Annotated in this window: 19 protein-coding genes; 12 read left to right on the plus strand and 7 right to left on the minus strand. The window is 73.2% G+C overall.

Translation table 11 applies throughout. From position 1 onward, the window contains the following. The first annotated feature begins 107 nt into the window (after positions 1 to 107). A complete protein-coding gene (locus ACZ619_RS10160; protein ID WP_469596538.1) occupies positions 108 to 3,365 on the plus strand; it encodes an AfsR/SARP family transcriptional regulator in 3,258 nt (1,085 codons plus the stop codon). Here ACZ619_RS10160 and ACZ619_RS10165 read toward each other — a convergent pair whose 3' ends face one another. Beyond that, positions 3,366 to 5,054 carry a bifunctional 3'-5' exonuclease/DNA polymerase gene (locus tag ACZ619_RS10165; RefSeq protein WP_469596541.1) on the minus strand — a complete coding sequence of 563 codons (1,689 nt, stop codon included), beginning with the start codon at positions 5,052 to 5,054 and terminating at the stop codon, positions 3,366 to 3,368. A 71-nt stretch (positions 5,055 to 5,125) separates the two neighbouring features. Continuing rightward, entirely contained in the window at positions 5,126 to 5,935 is an 810-nt protein-coding gene (locus ACZ619_RS10170; RefSeq protein ID WP_469596544.1) for a Clp protease N-terminal domain-containing protein, read from the minus strand. A gap of 219 nt (positions 5,936 to 6,154) precedes the next feature. On the opposite strand from ACZ619_RS10170, the gene ACZ619_RS10175 reads away from it, so the two are divergent. Then, a complete protein-coding gene (locus tag ACZ619_RS10175) occupies positions 6,155 to 7,285 on the plus strand; it encodes a DUF2786 domain-containing protein (protein ID WP_469596546.1) in 1,131 nt (376 codons plus the stop codon). 29 nt (positions 7,286 to 7,314) lie between these two features. Here the strand turns inward: ACZ619_RS10175 and ACZ619_RS10180 are convergent, their stop codons facing one another. From ACZ619_RS10180 to rpmB, 4 genes are all read right to left on the minus strand, one after another. Beyond that, positions 7,315 to 7,830 (minus strand): DUF4232 domain-containing protein, encoded by a 516-nt coding sequence (locus ACZ619_RS10180; RefSeq protein ID WP_469596548.1) that lies wholly within the window; start codon positions 7,828 to 7,830, stop codon positions 7,315 to 7,317. 133 nt (positions 7,831 to 7,963) lie between these two features. Beyond that, entirely contained in the window at positions 7,964 to 8,437 is a 474-nt protein-coding gene (locus ACZ619_RS10185) for a hypothetical protein (protein WP_469596551.1), read from the minus strand. A 153-nt stretch (positions 8,438 to 8,590) separates the two neighbouring features. Then, positions 8,591 to 8,896, minus strand: a complete 306-nt coding sequence (gene rpsN, locus ACZ619_RS10190) for a 30S ribosomal protein S14 (protein ID WP_469596554.1) — start codon at positions 8,894 to 8,896, stop codon at positions 8,591 to 8,593. Between the two features lie 18 nt (positions 8,897 to 8,914). Further along, positions 8,915 to 9,151 carry a 50S ribosomal protein L28 gene (rpmB, locus tag ACZ619_RS10195; RefSeq protein WP_469596557.1) on the minus strand — a complete coding sequence of 79 codons (237 nt, stop codon included), beginning with the start codon at positions 9,149 to 9,151 and terminating at the stop codon, positions 8,915 to 8,917. Between the two features lie 63 nt (positions 9,152 to 9,214). Between rpmB and rpmG the strand changes: the two genes are divergently transcribed. The 8 genes from rpmG to ACZ619_RS10235 all read left to right on the plus strand — a co-directional run bounded on the left by rpmG (position 9,215) and on the right by ACZ619_RS10235 (position 12,781). Further along, positions 9,215 to 9,379 (plus strand): 50S ribosomal protein L33, encoded by a 165-nt coding sequence (gene rpmG / locus ACZ619_RS10200; RefSeq protein ID WP_184594658.1) that lies wholly within the window; start codon positions 9,215 to 9,217, stop codon positions 9,377 to 9,379. 9 nt (positions 9,380 to 9,388) lie between these two features. Further along, on the plus strand, positions 9,389 to 9,637 hold the full coding sequence (locus ACZ619_RS10205) for a type B 50S ribosomal protein L31 (RefSeq protein WP_469596561.1): 249 nt from the start codon (positions 9,389 to 9,391) through the stop codon (positions 9,635 to 9,637). Further along, positions 9,637 to 10,833, plus strand: coding sequence for a CobW family GTP-binding protein (locus ACZ619_RS10210; RefSeq protein ID WP_469596564.1), 1,197 nt, complete (start codon positions 9,637 to 9,639; stop codon positions 10,831 to 10,833). Before ACZ619_RS10205 ends, ACZ619_RS10210 begins: the two co-directional genes overlap by 1 nt. A gap of 7 nt (positions 10,834 to 10,840) precedes the next feature. Next, a complete protein-coding gene (gene rpsR, locus ACZ619_RS10215; protein WP_469596567.1) occupies positions 10,841 to 11,080 on the plus strand; it encodes a 30S ribosomal protein S18 in 240 nt (79 codons plus the stop codon). A gap of 70 nt (positions 11,081 to 11,150) precedes the next feature. Then, entirely contained in the window at positions 11,151 to 11,534 is a 384-nt protein-coding gene (locus tag ACZ619_RS10220) for a VOC family protein (RefSeq protein ID WP_469596570.1), read from the plus strand. Positions 11,535 to 11,546: 12 nt separating this feature from the next. Further along, positions 11,547 to 11,891, plus strand: coding sequence for an ArsR/SmtB family transcription factor (locus tag ACZ619_RS10225; RefSeq protein ID WP_469596573.1), 345 nt, complete (start codon positions 11,547 to 11,549; stop codon positions 11,889 to 11,891). Beyond that, positions 11,888 to 12,361 carry an SRPBCC family protein gene (locus tag ACZ619_RS10230; RefSeq protein WP_469596576.1) on the plus strand — a complete coding sequence of 158 codons (474 nt, stop codon included), beginning with the start codon at positions 11,888 to 11,890 and terminating at the stop codon, positions 12,359 to 12,361. Before ACZ619_RS10225 ends, ACZ619_RS10230 begins: the two co-directional genes overlap by 4 nt. 150 nt (positions 12,362 to 12,511) lie before the next feature. Beyond that, entirely contained in the window at positions 12,512 to 12,781 is a 270-nt protein-coding gene (locus tag ACZ619_RS10235) for a DUF397 domain-containing protein (protein ID WP_469596579.1), read from the plus strand. A 90-nt stretch (positions 12,782 to 12,871) separates the two neighbouring features. Here the strand turns inward: ACZ619_RS10235 and ACZ619_RS10240 are convergent, their stop codons facing one another. After that, complete coding sequence (locus ACZ619_RS10240; RefSeq protein ID WP_469596582.1) at positions 12,872 to 13,372, minus strand: ATP-binding protein; 501 nt, start codon at positions 13,370 to 13,372, stop codon at positions 12,872 to 12,874. 333 nt (positions 13,373 to 13,705) lie between these two features. Between ACZ619_RS10240 and ACZ619_RS10245 the strand changes: the two genes are divergently transcribed. Both ACZ619_RS10245 and ACZ619_RS10250 read left to right on the plus strand, forming a co-directional pair. Further along, complete coding sequence (locus ACZ619_RS10245) at positions 13,706 to 14,530, plus strand: helix-turn-helix domain-containing protein (RefSeq protein WP_469596770.1); 825 nt, start codon at positions 13,706 to 13,708, stop codon at positions 14,528 to 14,530. A gap of 111 nt (positions 14,531 to 14,641) precedes the next feature. Further along, a complete protein-coding gene (locus ACZ619_RS10250) occupies positions 14,642 to 16,102 on the plus strand; it encodes an aldehyde dehydrogenase family protein (protein WP_469596584.1) in 1,461 nt (486 codons plus the stop codon). Positions 16,103 to 16,121 lie beyond the last annotated feature (19 nt).

A 16,121-nucleotide genomic window follows, 5' to 3' on the forward strand; every position in this document is an offset into this window, starting at 1 on the left:
GGTCCCGGCCGGCACGGAGAAGTTGGCGGGAATCCGTCCCCCACAGATCGGGATTCCGCCAGGAGCCATGGACCGGCGGCGTGGGGCGGGGGCGGGGCGGGAAGGCGATGGGCGGAGCGATGCGGCGGTACGAGCCGCGGTTCGGACTGCTGGGACCTTTGGTGCTGTACCTCCCGGACGGCGAGGTCCGTCCCGTCGGCAGCCCCAAGGTGCGCGCCCTGCTCGCCGCGCTGCTCCTGGAGCCCGGACGGGTCGTCTCGGCCGAGTCGCTGCGGGACGCGTTGTGGGGTGCCGCGCCCCCGGCCTCCGCGCGGGCCTCGCTGCACAACCACGTCACCCGGCTGCGCCGGCTCCTCGACGACCCCGGGCGGCTGCGGGCCGTACCGCCCGGATACCTGCTGCGCGTCGGCGAAGGGGAGCTGGACACCGACGTGTTCGACGCCCGGGTGGCCGAGGCGCGCGCGGCGCACGAGCGGGGGGAGTGGGCGGCGGTGCCGCGCGCCTGCGCCGACGGGCTCGCGCTCTGGCGGGGCACGCCGCTCGGCGGCCTCCCCGCCGACTTCGGCGGCTACGCGTTCGTGCAGCGGCTGGAGGAGGCGCGGCTGCTCCTGCTGGAATGGCGCCACGACGCGGAGATCGCCGTGGGCGGGGTGCGACTGGGCGCACTGGTACCGGAGTTGGCCGCACTCGTCGTCGAGTACCCGCTCCGGGAGGCCTATCACGGCCAGTTGATGCTTGCGCTGCACCGGACGGGTCGGCGGGCGGAGGCTCTCGCCGTCCACCGTGACCTGCGCAACCGCCTGGCCGAGGAACTCGGCGTGGAGCCGGGGCCTTTGGTGCGCCAGGCGCATGCGGAGGTGTTGCGGGGGAGTGGGGCGGGGCCGAGTGCGGGTGCGAGTGCGAGTGCGAGTGCGGGTACGGGTGCGTCGGGGCTGGGCGCGCAGTTCCCCGCGCCCCTTTGGGGCGCGTCGGGGGAGCGTCGGCGGAGCGGCGAGGGTTCGGTGGGGGACGCGCCCGTCGGTCCTGGTTCTACGCGCGACGACTCCTGCCTCCCGCGCCCCGCCCAGCTTCCGCCACCCCCCGCCCACTTCATCGGCCGCGCCACAGCCCGAGAACAGCTGACCCACGCACTCACCCCAACCACCCCAACCACCCCAACCACCCCGGCCACCCCGGCCATCCCAACCACCCCGGCCATCCCGGCCATCCCGGCCATCCCGGCCATCCCAACCACCCCGGCCATCCCGACCGTCCCGACCACCCCGACCACCCCGGCCACCCCAACCACCCTGGCCATCCCGACCGTCCCGGTCGTCGCCGTGGTCAGTGGGATGGCCGGGGTCGGGAAGAGTGCGCTTGCGCTGTACGTTGCGCATCGGCTGCGGGAGCGTTTCCCTGACGGGCAGCTCCACCTCAGCCTGCACGGCGCCACCCCCGGCGTCCCCCCGCTCGCCCCGGCCCAGGCGCTCACCGCGCTGCTGCGGGACCTCGGCGCCGACTCCCGGCAGATCCCCGAACACCCGGACGCGGGCGCCGCGTTGCTGCGCTCCCTGCTCGCCCCGACCCGCACCCTGCTGCTGCTCGACGACGCGGCGAGCGCCGCCCAGGTACGGCCGCTGCTGCCGGGCGGCCCCGGTTGCGCGGTGATCGTCACCAGCCGGTCGCCGCTCACCGCGCTCGACGGCGCCCACCGCATCCGGCTCGGCCCCCTGTCCGACGAGGACAGCGCGGCGCTGCTGCGGTCGGTCAGCGGGCGCGAGGGGCTGGACGCCGGGCACCCGCTCGTCGCGCTCACCGGCCGGCTCCCGCTCGCCCTGCGCGTGGTCGCCGCCCGGCTGGCCGCGCGCAGGGCGCTCACCCCCGAGGCGCTGGCCGGCCAACTCGCCGCCGCGGCCAGCAGACTGCACCATCTCGAGTACGACGACCTGAGCGTGGGCCGCTCCCTGGCCGTCGCCCACGACGCGCTCGCCGCCTCCGGCCGCGTCCAGGACCGCGACGCGGCCCTCGCCCTGCGCCACATCGGCACCCTCGACCTGTCCGGCTACGGCGCCCCGCTGATCGCCCGGCTCGCCGGCACCGACGAGCGACGCGCCGAGGCGGCCCTGGACCGCCTGGTCGACGTCGCCCTCCTGGAGGAGCCCGCATACGGCCGCTACACCCCCCACGACCTGGTCCGGGACTTCGCCCGCGACCTGACCGTGGGACCTGGCGGCGACAGGGCCCGGACCGAGGCCGCGCTCGTCGCCCTGCGCTGGTTCGCCGCTGCCGCCGAGCGGGCGCTCGTGGCCATCGTCGAGCCGGGGCCGGACCGGGACGACCGGCGTCGGCCGACCGCCGCCCAGCCCCCCGAACACGCCTCGTACGTCGCCGAGGCGGCGCCGTTCGCGCGCGCCGAGGACGCCTTCGCCTGGGGCGATCTGGAGCTGGAGAACATCGTCGCCCTGGTGGAGCGGTACGCCGATCCGGCCGACCCGCGGATCAGCGCCCATGTCTCCGTGCTCGTCCGGCTCCTGTTCCCCTATGTCCTGCGCGGTGGGCGCGTCGCCGAGACGGAGGTGCTCGGCACGGCCGCCCTGGCCGCCGCCCGCAGCCTCGGTGACGAGCCCGCCGAGGCCTGCGCCCTGGGCGACCTCGCCGGGCTGCACTTCCTGGCCGGCCGCCACAACGACGCCCTCGCGCTGACCGACCGGGCGCTCGCCGTCTGGCGGCGGCTGGACCGGGTGTCCGGGATCCGGCGCTGCCTGAACAACCGGGGCATGCTGCTGGAGTGCCTCGGGCGGTACGCGGAGTCCGGTGCGGCGCTGCGGCGGAGCCTGGAGCTCTCCCGGCAGCTGGACGACCCCTACGGCGAGGCCGTCACCCACAGCCACCTCGGCAACCTGCACGAGCACACCGACCCCCGCGCCGCCATCGAGCAGCACCGGCGCGCCCTGGCGATCGGGGACGCGATCGGCGCCGTCATCCTCCAGCACTCGGCACACCGCGACATCGGCTACGCCCGTCTCACCCTCGGTGAACCGGCGGCCGCCGCCGGACACTTCGAGGAGAGCCTGCGCATCCTCGGCCGGCACGGCGACTGGCACGGCGAGTCACAGTCCCGGCTCGGCCTGGTCCGGGCCCTGCGCGGCCTCGGCGACACCGCCCGCGCCCACCGGGAGTGCGCCGAACTCCTGCGCCGCGCCGACACCCGCGCCGACCGCTACGCCGGTGGTCTCGCCCGCCACCAGCTCGGTCTGCTCCTGCGCGAACAGGGGCGGCCCGGCGAGGCGTACGACGCCTGGCACGCGGCCCTGGCCGCCCTGGGCGGCACGGACGAGCCGGCGCTTCTCGCGGAACTGCGCGCACTGCTGGCCCCGGGCGGCTGATCACTTGGCGTCGGCATAGCACTCCACCACCGCCGTCGTGAACGGGAACCTGACCGGTGTCCGGCCGAACGTCAGCCGCCCCGCCAGGTCCGCCGCGTCCCTGATCGCCGCCACCACCGCCCCGGTCTCCTCCTCGGGACAGTGCACGATCACCTCGTCGTGCTGGAAGAAGACCAGTTCGGCCGCCATGTCCGCGCAGGTGCGGCGCAGTGCCGCGAGCATCAGCAGGGCCCAGTCGGCGGCGCTGCCCTGGACGACGAAGTTGCGCGCGAAGCGGCCCCGGGCCCGGGAATCGGTGGACGCGTAGCCCGGCACCCACCCGTCGGGCGCGTGCTCCTCCGGCCCTTCCTGGGGCATGCCCGCCTCCTCCGTGCCGTCGCCGGCCCCGGCCGCGGGCGGGCAGGTCCGGCCCAGCCAGGTCCGCACCAGCCGGCCATCCTCGCCGGCCCGTGCCGCGTCGTCGACGTACGCGACCGCGCGGGGGAAACGGCGCCTGAGCGCGGCGAGGTGCTTCAGGCCGTCGCCGGAGGTCTGGCCGTAGACCGCGCCGAGCACGGCGAGCTTGGCCTGTGCGCGGTCGCCGGAGAAGGCGCGGTCGGAGACCGACTGGTAGAGGTCGCTCTCGCGCCCGGCGACCTCCATCAGCGCGGGGTCCCGGGAGATGGCCGCGAGCACCCTCGGCTCCATCTGGTCCGCGTCCGCGACGACCAGCCGCCAGCCGGGGTCGGCGACCGCGGCCCGCCGGATCACCTTGGGGATCTGCAACGCGCCCCCGCCGTTGGTCACCCAGCGCCCGGTGACCGTCCCGCCCGCGTGGAACTCGGGCCGGAAACGGCCGTCGCGCACCCAGTCCTGGAGCCAGGTCCAGCCGTGCGCCACCCAGATCCGGTACAGCTTCTTGTAGGCGAGGAGCGGCTCCACGGCGGGGTGGTCGAGGCCGGAGAGCTCCCAGCGGCGGGTGGACCTCACCTTGATCCCGGCCTGCGCGAAGGCCTTGAGCACATCGGCCGGCAGATCGGGCCGGACCCGCCTGCCGAACGCGGCCGACACCTCGTCCGCCAGCTCGGCCAGCCGGCGCGGCTCGCCCCCGCCCGCGTACCGCTCGCCGAGCAGTTCGCGCAGCACCTCGCGGTGGACCTCGGCGCTCCAGGGCAGGCCCGCGCGGTTCATCTCGGCGGCGGTCAGCATGCCCGCCGACTCGGCCGCGGTCAGCAGCCGCATCCGGTCCGGGTGTTCGGCCCGGTCGTGCCGGAGCTGCTGCTCGGCGTAGACCGCGAGGAGTTCGTCGAGCGTCAGGCGGGCGGTGCCCTGCGGCTCGAACAGCGGTGACTGCGCGCCCGGTTCGGCGGCGCGCTGCGGTGGGTCGGGCGGTACCGGGCCGCCGCGGAGGCGGGCCAGGGCGGCGGCGGCCGAACGCGGCTCGCCCGACCGCCCCTCGTGGCCCAGCAGAAGTGTCTCGGCGTCCTCGATGTCGTAGCACCGCTCCACTCGCACCCCCGTGGCGAGCAGACGCGGGTAGACGTCGGCGGTCGACCGCCACACCCAGCGGGTGACCTCCGGGCGGCTCCGGACCGCCCCGGCGAGATCGGGCTCCCGCCGCACCGGCCCCGCGGGCAGCCCGTCCCGGCCGAGGGGGGCGACGTCGACGCCACCGTCCTCGGCCGGGGCGAGAGCCCACCGGTCGGTCATGCGGTGAGTGTGGCAGGCGCCACTGACAATGGCTTCGGCCTGCGGGTTTCGTGTCCTGGGCGGACCCGTTCTCAGTCCGCCGGACCCTGCTCCGCGCCGCCGGTGCCCTGTCCCGCGCCGCCGGTGCCCTCCGCCGCGCCCGCCGCCTCGGCCGCCGCGTTCTTCTGCTCCGCGAGCGGCGCCAGGACCTTGGCGACGTACGCCTCGGTCGCCGGCTTGGTGACGCCGAGGCCGTTGAGGACGCCCTCGCCGTTCTCGTGTTCGAGGAGGGCCAGCAGCAGGTGCTCGGTGCCGACGTAGTTGTGGCCGAGGCGCAGAGCCTCGCGGAAGGTGAGTTCGAGGGCCTTCTTCGCCTCGGGGCCGTAGGGGACGAGCTCGGGGACGTCCTCCGCGGCCGGCGGGAGCGCGGCGGCCGCGGCCTGGCGCACGGTGTCGAGCAGGACGCCCTGCGCGAGGATCGCCTTCGCCGCGATGCCGTCCGGTTCGGACAGCAGGCCGAGGACGAGGTGCTCGGGGCGGCCCTCCGGGTTGCGGGCCGCGAGCGCCTCGTCGTGGGCCGCCATGACCACGTGCCGCGCGCGCGGGGTGTAGCGGTCGAAGCCCTGGCTCGGGTCGAGGTCGGCGGACTCCTTCGGTACGAAGCGCTTCTGCGCCGCCTGCCTGGTCACGCCCATGCTCTTGCCGATCTCGGTCCAGGACGCGCCGGAGCGCCGGGCCTGGTCGACGAAGTGACCGATCAGGTGGTCGGCCACGTCGTCCAGGTGGTCGGCGGCGATCACCGCGTCCTGGAGCTGGTCGAGGGGTTCGGGGTGAACCTTCTTGATCGCCTCGATGAGGTCGTCGAGGCGTACGGATGCCGTGGTGGTCGAATGGGTCGCCATGCGTCAACCGTAAGTTGACACCCCATCACTGTCAACCCGAAGTTGACACTCGCTCCCGCCGCCCGCCGCCCGCCGCCCGCCGCCCGCCGCCCGACCGCCCGACCATCCGACCGGCCGACCATCCGCCCGCCCGACCGCCCGCCCGTGCCGCCCAGACAGTTGTCCACAGGGTGTGGACGGCCGCCGCCCGCCGTCCGTGCCGCATGGCACGATCGACGTGTGACCAGCAGCGAGCCCAGCACCGTCGACCGAGCCTTCCAGGCCGCCCTGTACGACGACACCGACTCCGGCCTCGACACGGGCGCGTCCCTCCTCGCGGCCGACACCGGCGCGGACGGCGAACTCGATCGCCGGGGCCGGGAGTTCGTCGCGGCGGCCTGGCGGCGCGGCTGGCAGCCCGCCGACGTCGTACGGCTGGTGCGCCGCGAGCTGGACGACCCGCACGTCCGCCTCGCCGCCGGGCTGATCCGCGCGCAGCTGCCGGACGACCGGGCCCGGGGCCCGCGCTGGCAGGCCCAGCTGGACGCCCTGCCGGACGGCCACGCACGCGTGGGCGACCGCTTCTCGCACGCCACCGCGGTCCTGGAGCTGTACCGGCTGCTGCTGCGGCTGCCCTCGCTGGAACCCCTGGACGAGCCCGGACCGCGCGCGGACGCGCACCGGCCCGAGTCCCGCATGCTCACCCGGATCCGCGCGCTGCTCGCCAAGGCCGAGGCGACCGGCTACCCCGAGGAGGCCGAGGCGCTCAGCGCCAAGGCGCAGGAGCTGATGGCCCGGCACAGCGTCGACGAGGCGCTGCTCGCCGCCGGGGCGCCCGCGCCGGACACGCCCGGAGCCTGGCGCATCGGGGTCGAGCCGCCGTACGAGCAGGCCAAGGCGGTGCTGCTGGACGCGGTCGCCACGGCCAACCACTGCCGCGCGGTGTGGAACGAACCGCTGGCCTTCTCCACGGTCGTCGGCTTCGAGGCGGACCTGGAGGCGGTCGAACTCCTGCACACCTCGCTGCTGGTGCAGGCCACGCACGCGATGGCGAAGGCGGAGGCCGCGCAGCGGGCGGGCGGCCGCAGACGCACCAAGACCTTCCGCCAGTCCTTCCTCGCGGCCTACGCCCACCGCGTCGGCGACCGGCTGGCGGCCGCCGCGCAGGCCGCGGTGGCCGAGTCCGAGGCGGCCCGGGACCTGCTCCCGGTCCTGGCCACCCGCGAGACGGCCGTCACCGAACGCACGGCGCGGATGTTCCCGGAGACCACCACGACCCGCCTGCGCGGTGTGACCGACGAGGCGGGCTGGACGGAGGGCCGGAAGGCGGCGGACCGCGCCCAGGTCCGCTCCCGTTCCCGGCTCCCCTAGGGCGCCCCGCCGCGGCCCTCCCGGCGCCGTCAGTCCCCGGCCACCTGGAACGCGCCCACCGTCGCGTCCGGCTTCTGCGCCGACCCCTTGCCCGCCACGGCCCCGTACTTCCACGGGAAGCTCTGCGTCGCGTCGCTCCCCGGCAGCGACACCGTCATCGAGGTCGCCGCCAGGCTCGTCGCGGCGCCGTCCTCGCCCCGTACGTAGCTGATCGAGAAGGCCGCCGAGTCCCCCTTGGCCAGCTTGATCTTCTCGGTCTTGGCGCCCGACTGCGCGGAGACCGCGGCGGACGTGCCGTCCGCCTTCAGGGTGAGGCCCGGGAAGCCGTCCAGCGTGCACGGCGCGCTCTGGTTGGTGATGCTCACCGGCACCTCGCCGGTGTCCCCCGCGGCCGGCGCCACGCTCGCGGAGCCGACCTGGACGGAGACCTTGCCGATCTCGCAGGCCGAGCTGTTCTTGCTGCTGGAACCGTCGCCGTCGTTGCCGCAGGCGGTCAGGGCGAGAGCGGCGGCGAGAGCGGTGACGGTGAGCGGAATGGCGCGCATGTGCAGATCCCCATCGAGGTCGTGGCGGTGTCCCAGCATCATCACGCCCCGGCCCGGGTCCCGCTCGCGCACCCCCGCCACCGGCCGCTTTCGAGTGGACCCGTACCGGTCCGCGGACCCGGTCGGGCCGGTGCTACTGCCCGGTGCCGGCCGTGGCCAGCCCGGAGGGCAGCTTCCCGCCCTCGGCCTTGGTGTAGGTCTCCGTGCCGGTCTTCCCGGACCAGGTGACCTCGATGCTGCTCCTGCTGACCGTGTCGACCATTCCGGTGACCCGGTCCTTGGCGCCGTCGGTGCAGCTGAGGTGGATCATCCGCATCCCGGCCTCCTCACCGGCGGTCCCGCTGCACACGGACCCGCCGGTCTCGAAGAGCCCGGCCTCCTTGCCGGTGACCACCAGCGCGACGATCTTGCCGCCGCTCGTGGTGATCCAGCTGCCCTGGAGCGCGTCGGAGGAGGCCGTGCCGCTCTCCGAGCCGCCCCCGGCGCTCGCGGCCGCGGACGACGTGGCCGACGCGGTGGCCGAGGAGCCGCCGGAGTCACCGCCGCCGCCGCACGCGCTCAGCGCGAGCACGCCCACCAGCCCCACGGCCGCGCCGGCGGTCCGCACCGCCGTACGCGCCGCACCCGTGGCCGCCGAAGCCGAAGCCGAAGCCGAAGCCGACGCTGAAGCCGATGCCGAAGCCGTAGTCACCGCAACGCTCCCAAGGTGTAGCCGGTGGGCCGTCCGGCCGCCCGGACGACAGCGGCAAGCTACCAGGACTCACCAGGAGGACTTGCGTACGCCGGGTAGGTATCCGCTGTGGGCCTGGTCCCGCAGATTCAGCCGGGACAGGCCGAAGGCGCGGAAGTAACCCCGCGGCCGGCCGTCCACCTGGTCGCGGTTGCGCACCCGGGTGGCGCTCGCGTCGCGCGGCTGCCGGTCCAGCTCACGCCGGGCGGCGAGCCGTTCGGCCTCGGTGGCGGACGGCCGCCGGAGGATCTCCTTCAGCTCGGCCCGGCGGGCGGCGTGGCGGGCGACGGTGCGCCGCCGCCGCTCGTTCTTCGCGATCTTGCTCTTCTTCGCCATATCGGTTCCCCGTCCCCCTCAGACCTTCACGCCCCGGGCGCGGATACGGGCCACGGCCGCCTCCACCCCGATCGTGTCGACCGTCCTGATCGCCCGCACGCTCAGCCGCAGCCGGACGTGCCGGCCCTCGCCGGCCAGCCAGTAGCGCTTGGTCTGGATGTTCGGGTCGAAACGGCGGGAGGTCCGCCGGTGGGAGTGCGAGATCCGGTTGCCGAAGCCGGGCCGGGCGCCGGTCAGCATGCAGTGCGCGGACATGGTGACGTACGTCTCCTCGTTCAGTTAGCGCTAATGGGATTCATTTTCAGTAAGATAGCAGCCATGGCACGCAACGAACTCCGTCCGGTCATCAAGCTCCGGTCCACGGCGGGGACCGGCTACACCTACGTGACCCGCAAGAACCGCCGCAACGATCCGGACCGCATGACCCTGCGCAAGTTCGACCCGGTCGCCGGCCGGCACGTCGACTTCCGAGAGGAGCGCTGAACCACCGTCATGCGCAAGGGAATCCACCCGGACTACCGGCCCGTCGTGTTCCGTGACCGTGCCGCCGGCCACGCCTTCCTCACCCGCTCCACCATGACGAGCGAGAAGACGGTCGAGTGGGCGGACGGCCGGACCCACCCCGTGGTCGACGTCGAGATCTCCGACGTCAGCCACCCCTTCTGCACCGGCACCGCCCGGGTCCTGGACACCGCCGGACGCGTCGAGCGCTTCGAGCGGCGCTACGGGAAGCAGGGCTGATGTCCCCGGCCGCCCCGACCCCCGACACCCCGCTCCCCGTCGTGATCGTCGGCGGGCTGCACGCCGACGCCCGCAGGGCCGCCGTCGCCCGGCTGCTCGCCGACGTCCCGGGGAGCGTCGTACTCCACCACGACCTCTCCACGGCCGCCGACGGCACCGTCGTACGGACCGTGCGGGACGCCACCGGGATCCTCTCCGCCGGTGACACGCCCCTGGTCGACGACTGCGCGTGCTGCGCCCTGCGCGAGGACCTGGTGCCCGAGCTGCGGCGGCTCGCCGGGGACGGCGCCACCGCCCTCGCGGTCGTCGAGCTCTGGGACTCCGTCGAGCCCAAGGCGATGGCCGAGGTGGTCGTCGCCGGCGGCCTCACCGTGACCGGCGTGATCACCGCCGTCGACCCGGCGCTGCTGCTGCCGTACCTGGGCAACGGCGACGACCTCGCCGATGCCGGCCTCGCCGCGGCCGCCACCGACCGGCGCACGGTGGCCGACACCTTCGCCCGGCAGCTGGAGTACGCCCCCGTCCTCGCCGTCGCCGACTCCCCGGAGGCCGACGACGAGGACCACGAGCTGCTCGCGCAGCTCCATCCGACAGCCCGCCGGGTCCCCCTCCGGGGCGGCCACCCAGGGGGCCCGGCGGGCCCCGCCGGGACGCCGGACGGCACGCTGGCCCGGGCCGCGCTCGGCGGCTTCGACGTGGAGGCGGCCGCCGCCGCCCAGCATCCGGCCTGCGCCCTGCTGCCCGCCGAGGCGGACGGCCACGGCGTCGCCACCCTGGTCTGGCACCGCAGCCGGCCCTTCCACCCCGAGCGGCTGTACGCGGCGCTGGAGGACCTGACCTGCGCCGCCGCCCGCAGCCGGGGCCGGTTCTGGCTCGCCGACCGGCCCGACGCGCTGCTGCACTGGGACGCGGCCGGCGGCGCCCTGTGCGTGGAGAGCGCGGGACCCTGGCTGGCCTCCCTCCCCGACGCGGCCTGGGAACTGGTCCCGCCCGTGCGCCGGGCCGCCGCCGCGCTGGACTGGCACCCGGAGCACGGCGACTGCTGCCAGCACCTGGTCTTCACGTCCCCCGGCCTCGACCGCGACGGGCTGGAGCGGCTGCTGGAGTCCTGCCTGCTGACCGACGCCGAGTACGCCGCCGGGCGCGACGCCTGGAAACGGCTCCCGCCCGCCTTCGACACCCTCCTGGAGGTCTGACCCCGCCATGCCCCGCAAGACCGACCGCAAGCCGGTGAAGGACCGGCCGAACCCGCTGGACCGGGCCGGGATCGACTACATCGACTACAAGGACACCGACCTGCTGCGGAAGTTCGTCTCCGACCGCGGGAAGATCCGCAGCCGCCGCGTCACCCGGGTCTCCGCCCAGCAGCAGCGGCTGCTGGCCCGGGCGGTCAAGAACGCCCGGGAGATGGCCCTGCTGCCGTACGGGCCGCCCGGCCGCTGATCCGTCCGTCAATAGGTAGGTGTTTCCCTACGCTTGACCCGTAGGGAAACGCCTACCTATTGTTTTCTCCATGAGCACGCACATCACCCACGCCTCCTTCGTCACCCTCCCCGTCGCCGACCAGGACCGTGCCCTGCGCTTCTACCGGGACCTGCTCGGCTTCGAGGTCACCGCGGACCTCCGAACGCCCCAGGGCCGCCGGCTCCAGGTCGCCCCCGAGGGCGCGCAGACCGTCTTCACCCTCTCCGGTCCGGGCATGGGCGGTTCCGAGCCCGGCTCGGCTCGGGGGATCATGTGGGTGACGACCGATGTCGACGCCGACTGCGCGCGGCTCGCGGCGGCGGGCACCGGCGTACAGGGGCCGGACGCGTTCCCGTGGGGCCGCATGGCCTCCTTCCGGGACCCGGACGGCAACACCCTGATGCTGCTCACGGAGGCCGCCCAGGACCAGTAGGAGGAACCGGGCATGACCACGACCGGCGCCGTCGAGGACCGGGTCTTCGCCGCGCTCGCCAACGGCACCCGGCGTGAGGTGCTGCGGCTGCTGCGGGACGGCGGGCCCCAGCCGGTCCAGGCCCTGGCCGACCACTTCGACATGCGCCGCCCCAGCCTCTCGGAACACCTCAGGGTGCTCCGGGAGGCCGGCCTCGTCTCCGAGCAGCGCGCCGGCCGCCGGCGCATCTACCGCCTGGAGGCGGCCCCCCTCGCCGGCCTCCAGGACTGGCTCCACCCCTACGAGCGGTTCTGGCGCGACCGGTTGCTCGACCTCGGCGCGCTCCTCGACCGCATGCCCGACGACGAGCGGCCATGACGAGCGAACCGCCCCCCGGCGCCGACGACCTCACCGCCATCCGCGTGGACCAGTTCCTTCCGCATCCGCCCGCCAAGGTCTGGCGCGCCCTCACCGAGCCCGGACTGCTCGTGCAGTGGCAGATGCGCGGTGCCGAGAACTTCCGGCTGGAGGTCGGCCACCGGTACCGGATGACCTCGGTCCCGCGTCCCCACACCCGCTTCTCCGGCGTCGTCGACGTGCAGGTTCTCGCCTACGACCGGGAGCGGATGCTGTCCGTCCGCTGGTCCGATCCCGATCCGGCCAATCTCGCGGACTGGACCATCACCTGGACGCTGGAACAGGAGGGCCGCGGTACGCGTCTCTTCCTAGTGCACCAGGGGTTCGAGCCGGACGACCCGGTGCAGATGCTGGCGCGGAGGATCATGGACGGGGGCTGGCGCTCGCATGTCTGGGCAGCTCTGGGGCAGACGCTGGAACGGCTCGGGTAAAGCGGACGTCAAACCTGTAACCGCAGGAACACCCCCCGTGCACGTGCATCTGCTCATGCATCTGCACGTGAACAGGGTTATGATCCGGGTCAGTTGACCACTACATCAATGGTCACATCAGCCAGTTAGTGCACCACCGGGGAGCGACCTGTGGACCTCGACGTTGACGGCGTGTACGGGGGGTTTGACGTGTACAACGGCATGGCTGCCACGCAGCTGGACGGAGTGGCCTGGCAGAAGAGCAGGCACAGCAACTCGCAGGGTTCCTGCGTCGAGTTCGCGCGGCTGCCGGGCGGTGACGTGGCGGTCCGCAACTCGCGGTTCCCGGACGGGCCGGCCCTCGTCTACACGCGTGCCGAGATCGAGGCGATGCTCCTCGGCGTCAAGGACGGCGAGTTCGACCACCTGATCGTGGGCTGACGCCGGCGCACCGGGGACAACCCGGTGCATTCGGTGCGCACTGCCCGGTAACGCGCGTAGAAACCCGGCGTCCTGAGACGCCGGGTTCCACTACTCGTCCGGCTGGAGCCGGAACAGCGCCCAGACCACCTTGCCGCTGAGGGTGCCCGCGAGCGGGTGCCAGCCCCAGCTGTCGCTGAACGAGTCGACCAGGAACAGCCCGCGGCCCGACTCCGCCGAGAAGTCGTCCGAGTCGCGCGGGGCCGGAGTGGCGTGGCTGGGGTCGCGCACCGCGCACACCAGCCGCTCCGTCCAGCGCAGCAGGTGCAGCCGGACCGCCGGGGTCTGCGGTGCCACCGCACACTCGGGCTCGCCCGGCACCGCGTGCCGCAGGGCGTTGGTGACCAGCTCCGAGACCACGAGGCAGACGTCGTCGAAGCGGTCGCCCACGTCCCACTGGCCGAGCGTCCTGCGGGTGAACAGGCGGGCTTCGCGCACGGCTTCGTAGCGGGCCGGCAGGGCGCAGGAGGCGGCGTTGGACACGGCCGCGGGATCAAGCGGCGGAAGGCCCTGCCGTAATGGCTTGAGCATGGTCGATCCATTCGTCCCCATGCGAGGCACTCCCGGGAATTCGCGGTCGTTGCGATGCAGCGGTGGCGCGAGACCATGGTTTCGGATGCGTACAGCAGATGCAAGGGCAGATGCACGTGCACGCGACCGAATTGGACCCTCCCGTACCGCTTGTTGGCCATTTTTTCCGCCAACTTGCTGCCCTTGGCTCACTACCTGCTTGCACTTTCCTGTGATTAAACTTTGGCCGCTTTCCGTTTCCGTAACCGGACGAGTACAGCTCGAAGTGTTTTAGTGGCAGACTGCGGGCCCTGAGGACGGTTGGGGAGGCTGGCGAACGTGAGCGCGGGAGAGCCCGGATCGGTGGTGCGGCGAATGCTGCTCGGCTCGCAACTCAGGCGGCTGCGCGAAGCCCGGGGGATCACGCGTGAGGCGGCGGGTTACTCGATCCGCGCCTCCGAGTCGAAGATCAGCCGGATGGAGCTGGGCCGGGTGAGCTTCAAGACGAGGGACGTGGAAGACCTGCTGACGCTGTACGGCATCACCGACGAGGTCGAGCGCGAGTCGCTCCTCTCCCTCGCCCGGGAGGCCAACGTGGCGGGCTGGTGGCACAGTTACTCGGACGTCCTGCCGAGCTGGTTCCCCACCTATGTGGGCCTGGAGGGCGCGGCGCATCTGATCCGCGCGTACGAGGTGCAGTTCGTGCACGGCCTGCTCCAGACCGAGGAGTACGCGCGCGCCGTGGTGCGGCGCGGTATGAAGGGGGCGGGCGAGGCGGACGTGGAGCGCCGGGTCACGCTGCGCCTGGAGCGGCAGAAGTACCTGGTGGCCGAAAACGCCCCCGACTTCCACATCGTCCTCGACGAGGCGGCGCTGCGCCGGCCCTACGGCGACCGCGAGGTGATGCGCGGTCAGCTCCAGCACCTCATCGAGATCTCCGAGTACCCCAACGTGCGGCTGCAGATCATGCCGTTCGGCTTCGGCGGGCACTCCGGGGAGAGCGGCGCCTTCACGATCCTGAGCTTCCCGGAGTCCGACCTCTCCGACGTGGTCTACCTGGAGCAGCTCACCAGCGCCCTCTACCTCGACAAGCGCGAGGACGTCGCCCAGTACGAGCTGGCGCTGAAGGAACTCCAGCAGGACAGCCCGGGTCCGGCCGAGAGCCGGGATCTGCTGCGGGGGCTGCTCCAGCTTTCCTAGGGCTCTGCCCAGAAGTTCGCTCTCCGTCCCCAACTTCCTTGTGACACAAGTACGATGACGCGTGATCAGACCGTGATGTCGATCAAGTCTGCTTAGTGATTTGGGGATCACATGTCGTCGTACTTCTCCGAACTGGCCCAGCAGTACATCGACGGTGAGTGGCGCCCGGGAGCCGGCTCCTGGGACATCATCGACTTCAACCCGTACGACGGCGAGAAACTGGCGTCGATCACCATCGCGGCGGTCGAGGAGATCGACGAGGCCTACCGGGCGGCCGCCCGCGTCCAGAAGGAATGGGCCGCCACCAGCCCCTACGCCCGCCGTGCAGTCTTCGAGAAGGCCCTGCGGATCATCGAGGAGCGCGAGGGCGAGATCACCGAGGCGATCATCGCCGAACTCGGCGGCACGCATCTGAAGGCCGCCTTCGAACTGCACCTCGCCAAGGAGTTCCTGCGCGAGTCGATCCAGTGGGCGCTGCGCCCCGAAGGCCGGATCCTGCCCTCCCCGGTGGACGGCAAGGAGAACCGCCTCTACCGCGTCCCGGTCGGTGTCGTGGGTGTGATCAGCCCCTTCAACTTCCCCTTCCTGCTGTCGATCAAGTCGGTCGCCCCGGCCCTCGCGCTCGGCAACGGCGTGGTCCTCAAGCCGCACCAGAACACCCCGATCGTCGGCGGCACCCTGGTCGCGAAGATCTTCGAGGACGCCGGCCTGCCCGGCGGTCTGCTCAACGTCGTCGTCACCGACATCGCCGAGATCGGCGACGCCTTCATCGAGCACCCCATCCCGAAGGTCATCTCCTTCACCGGTTCCGACAAGGTCGGCCGCCACGTGGCCACCGTCTGCGCCTCGCTCTTCAAGCGCGCGGTGCTCGAACTGGGCGGCAACAGCGCGATCGTGGTCCTCGACGACGCCGACATCGAATACGCGGTCGACGCGGCGGTCTTCAGCCGGTACGTCCACCAGGGCCAGGTCTGCATGGCCGCCAACCGGGTGCTGGTCGACCGCTCGATCGCCGACGAGTTCACCGAGAAGTTCGTCGCCAAGGTGCGGACCCTCAAGGCCGGCGACCCGCGCGACCCGCAGACGGTCATCGGCCCGGTCATCAACTCCCAGCAGGCGGAGTCGCTCTCGGCCACGGTCGAGCAGGCCGTCGCGGAGGGCGCCACGGCCCTGCTGCACGGCACCACCACCGAGAACCTGGTCGAGCCGTCGGTCCTCACCGGTGTGCCCGCCGACTCCGCCCTGCTCCGCCAGGAGGTCTTCGGCCCGGTCGCCTTCCTCATCCCCTTCGACGGCGAGGAGGAGGCCGTCCGCATCGTCAACGACACCCCGTACGGCCTCAGCGGCGCCGTGCACACCGGGGACGTCGAGCGGGGTGTGGCCTTCGCCAAGCAGATCGACACCGGCATGTTCCACGTCAACGACGGCACCGTCCACGACGAGCCGCTCGTGCCCTTCGGCGGCGAGAAGCACTCCGGCACCGGCCGCCTGAACGGCGAGGCGACCGTGGACGCCTTCACCACCCTGAAGTGGATCTCGGTCCAGCACGGCCGCAGCGGCTTCCCCTTCTAGTCCTTCCGGAGGCTTCCGG

The organism is Streptomyces sp. NPDC104367 (assembly GCF_055583825.1).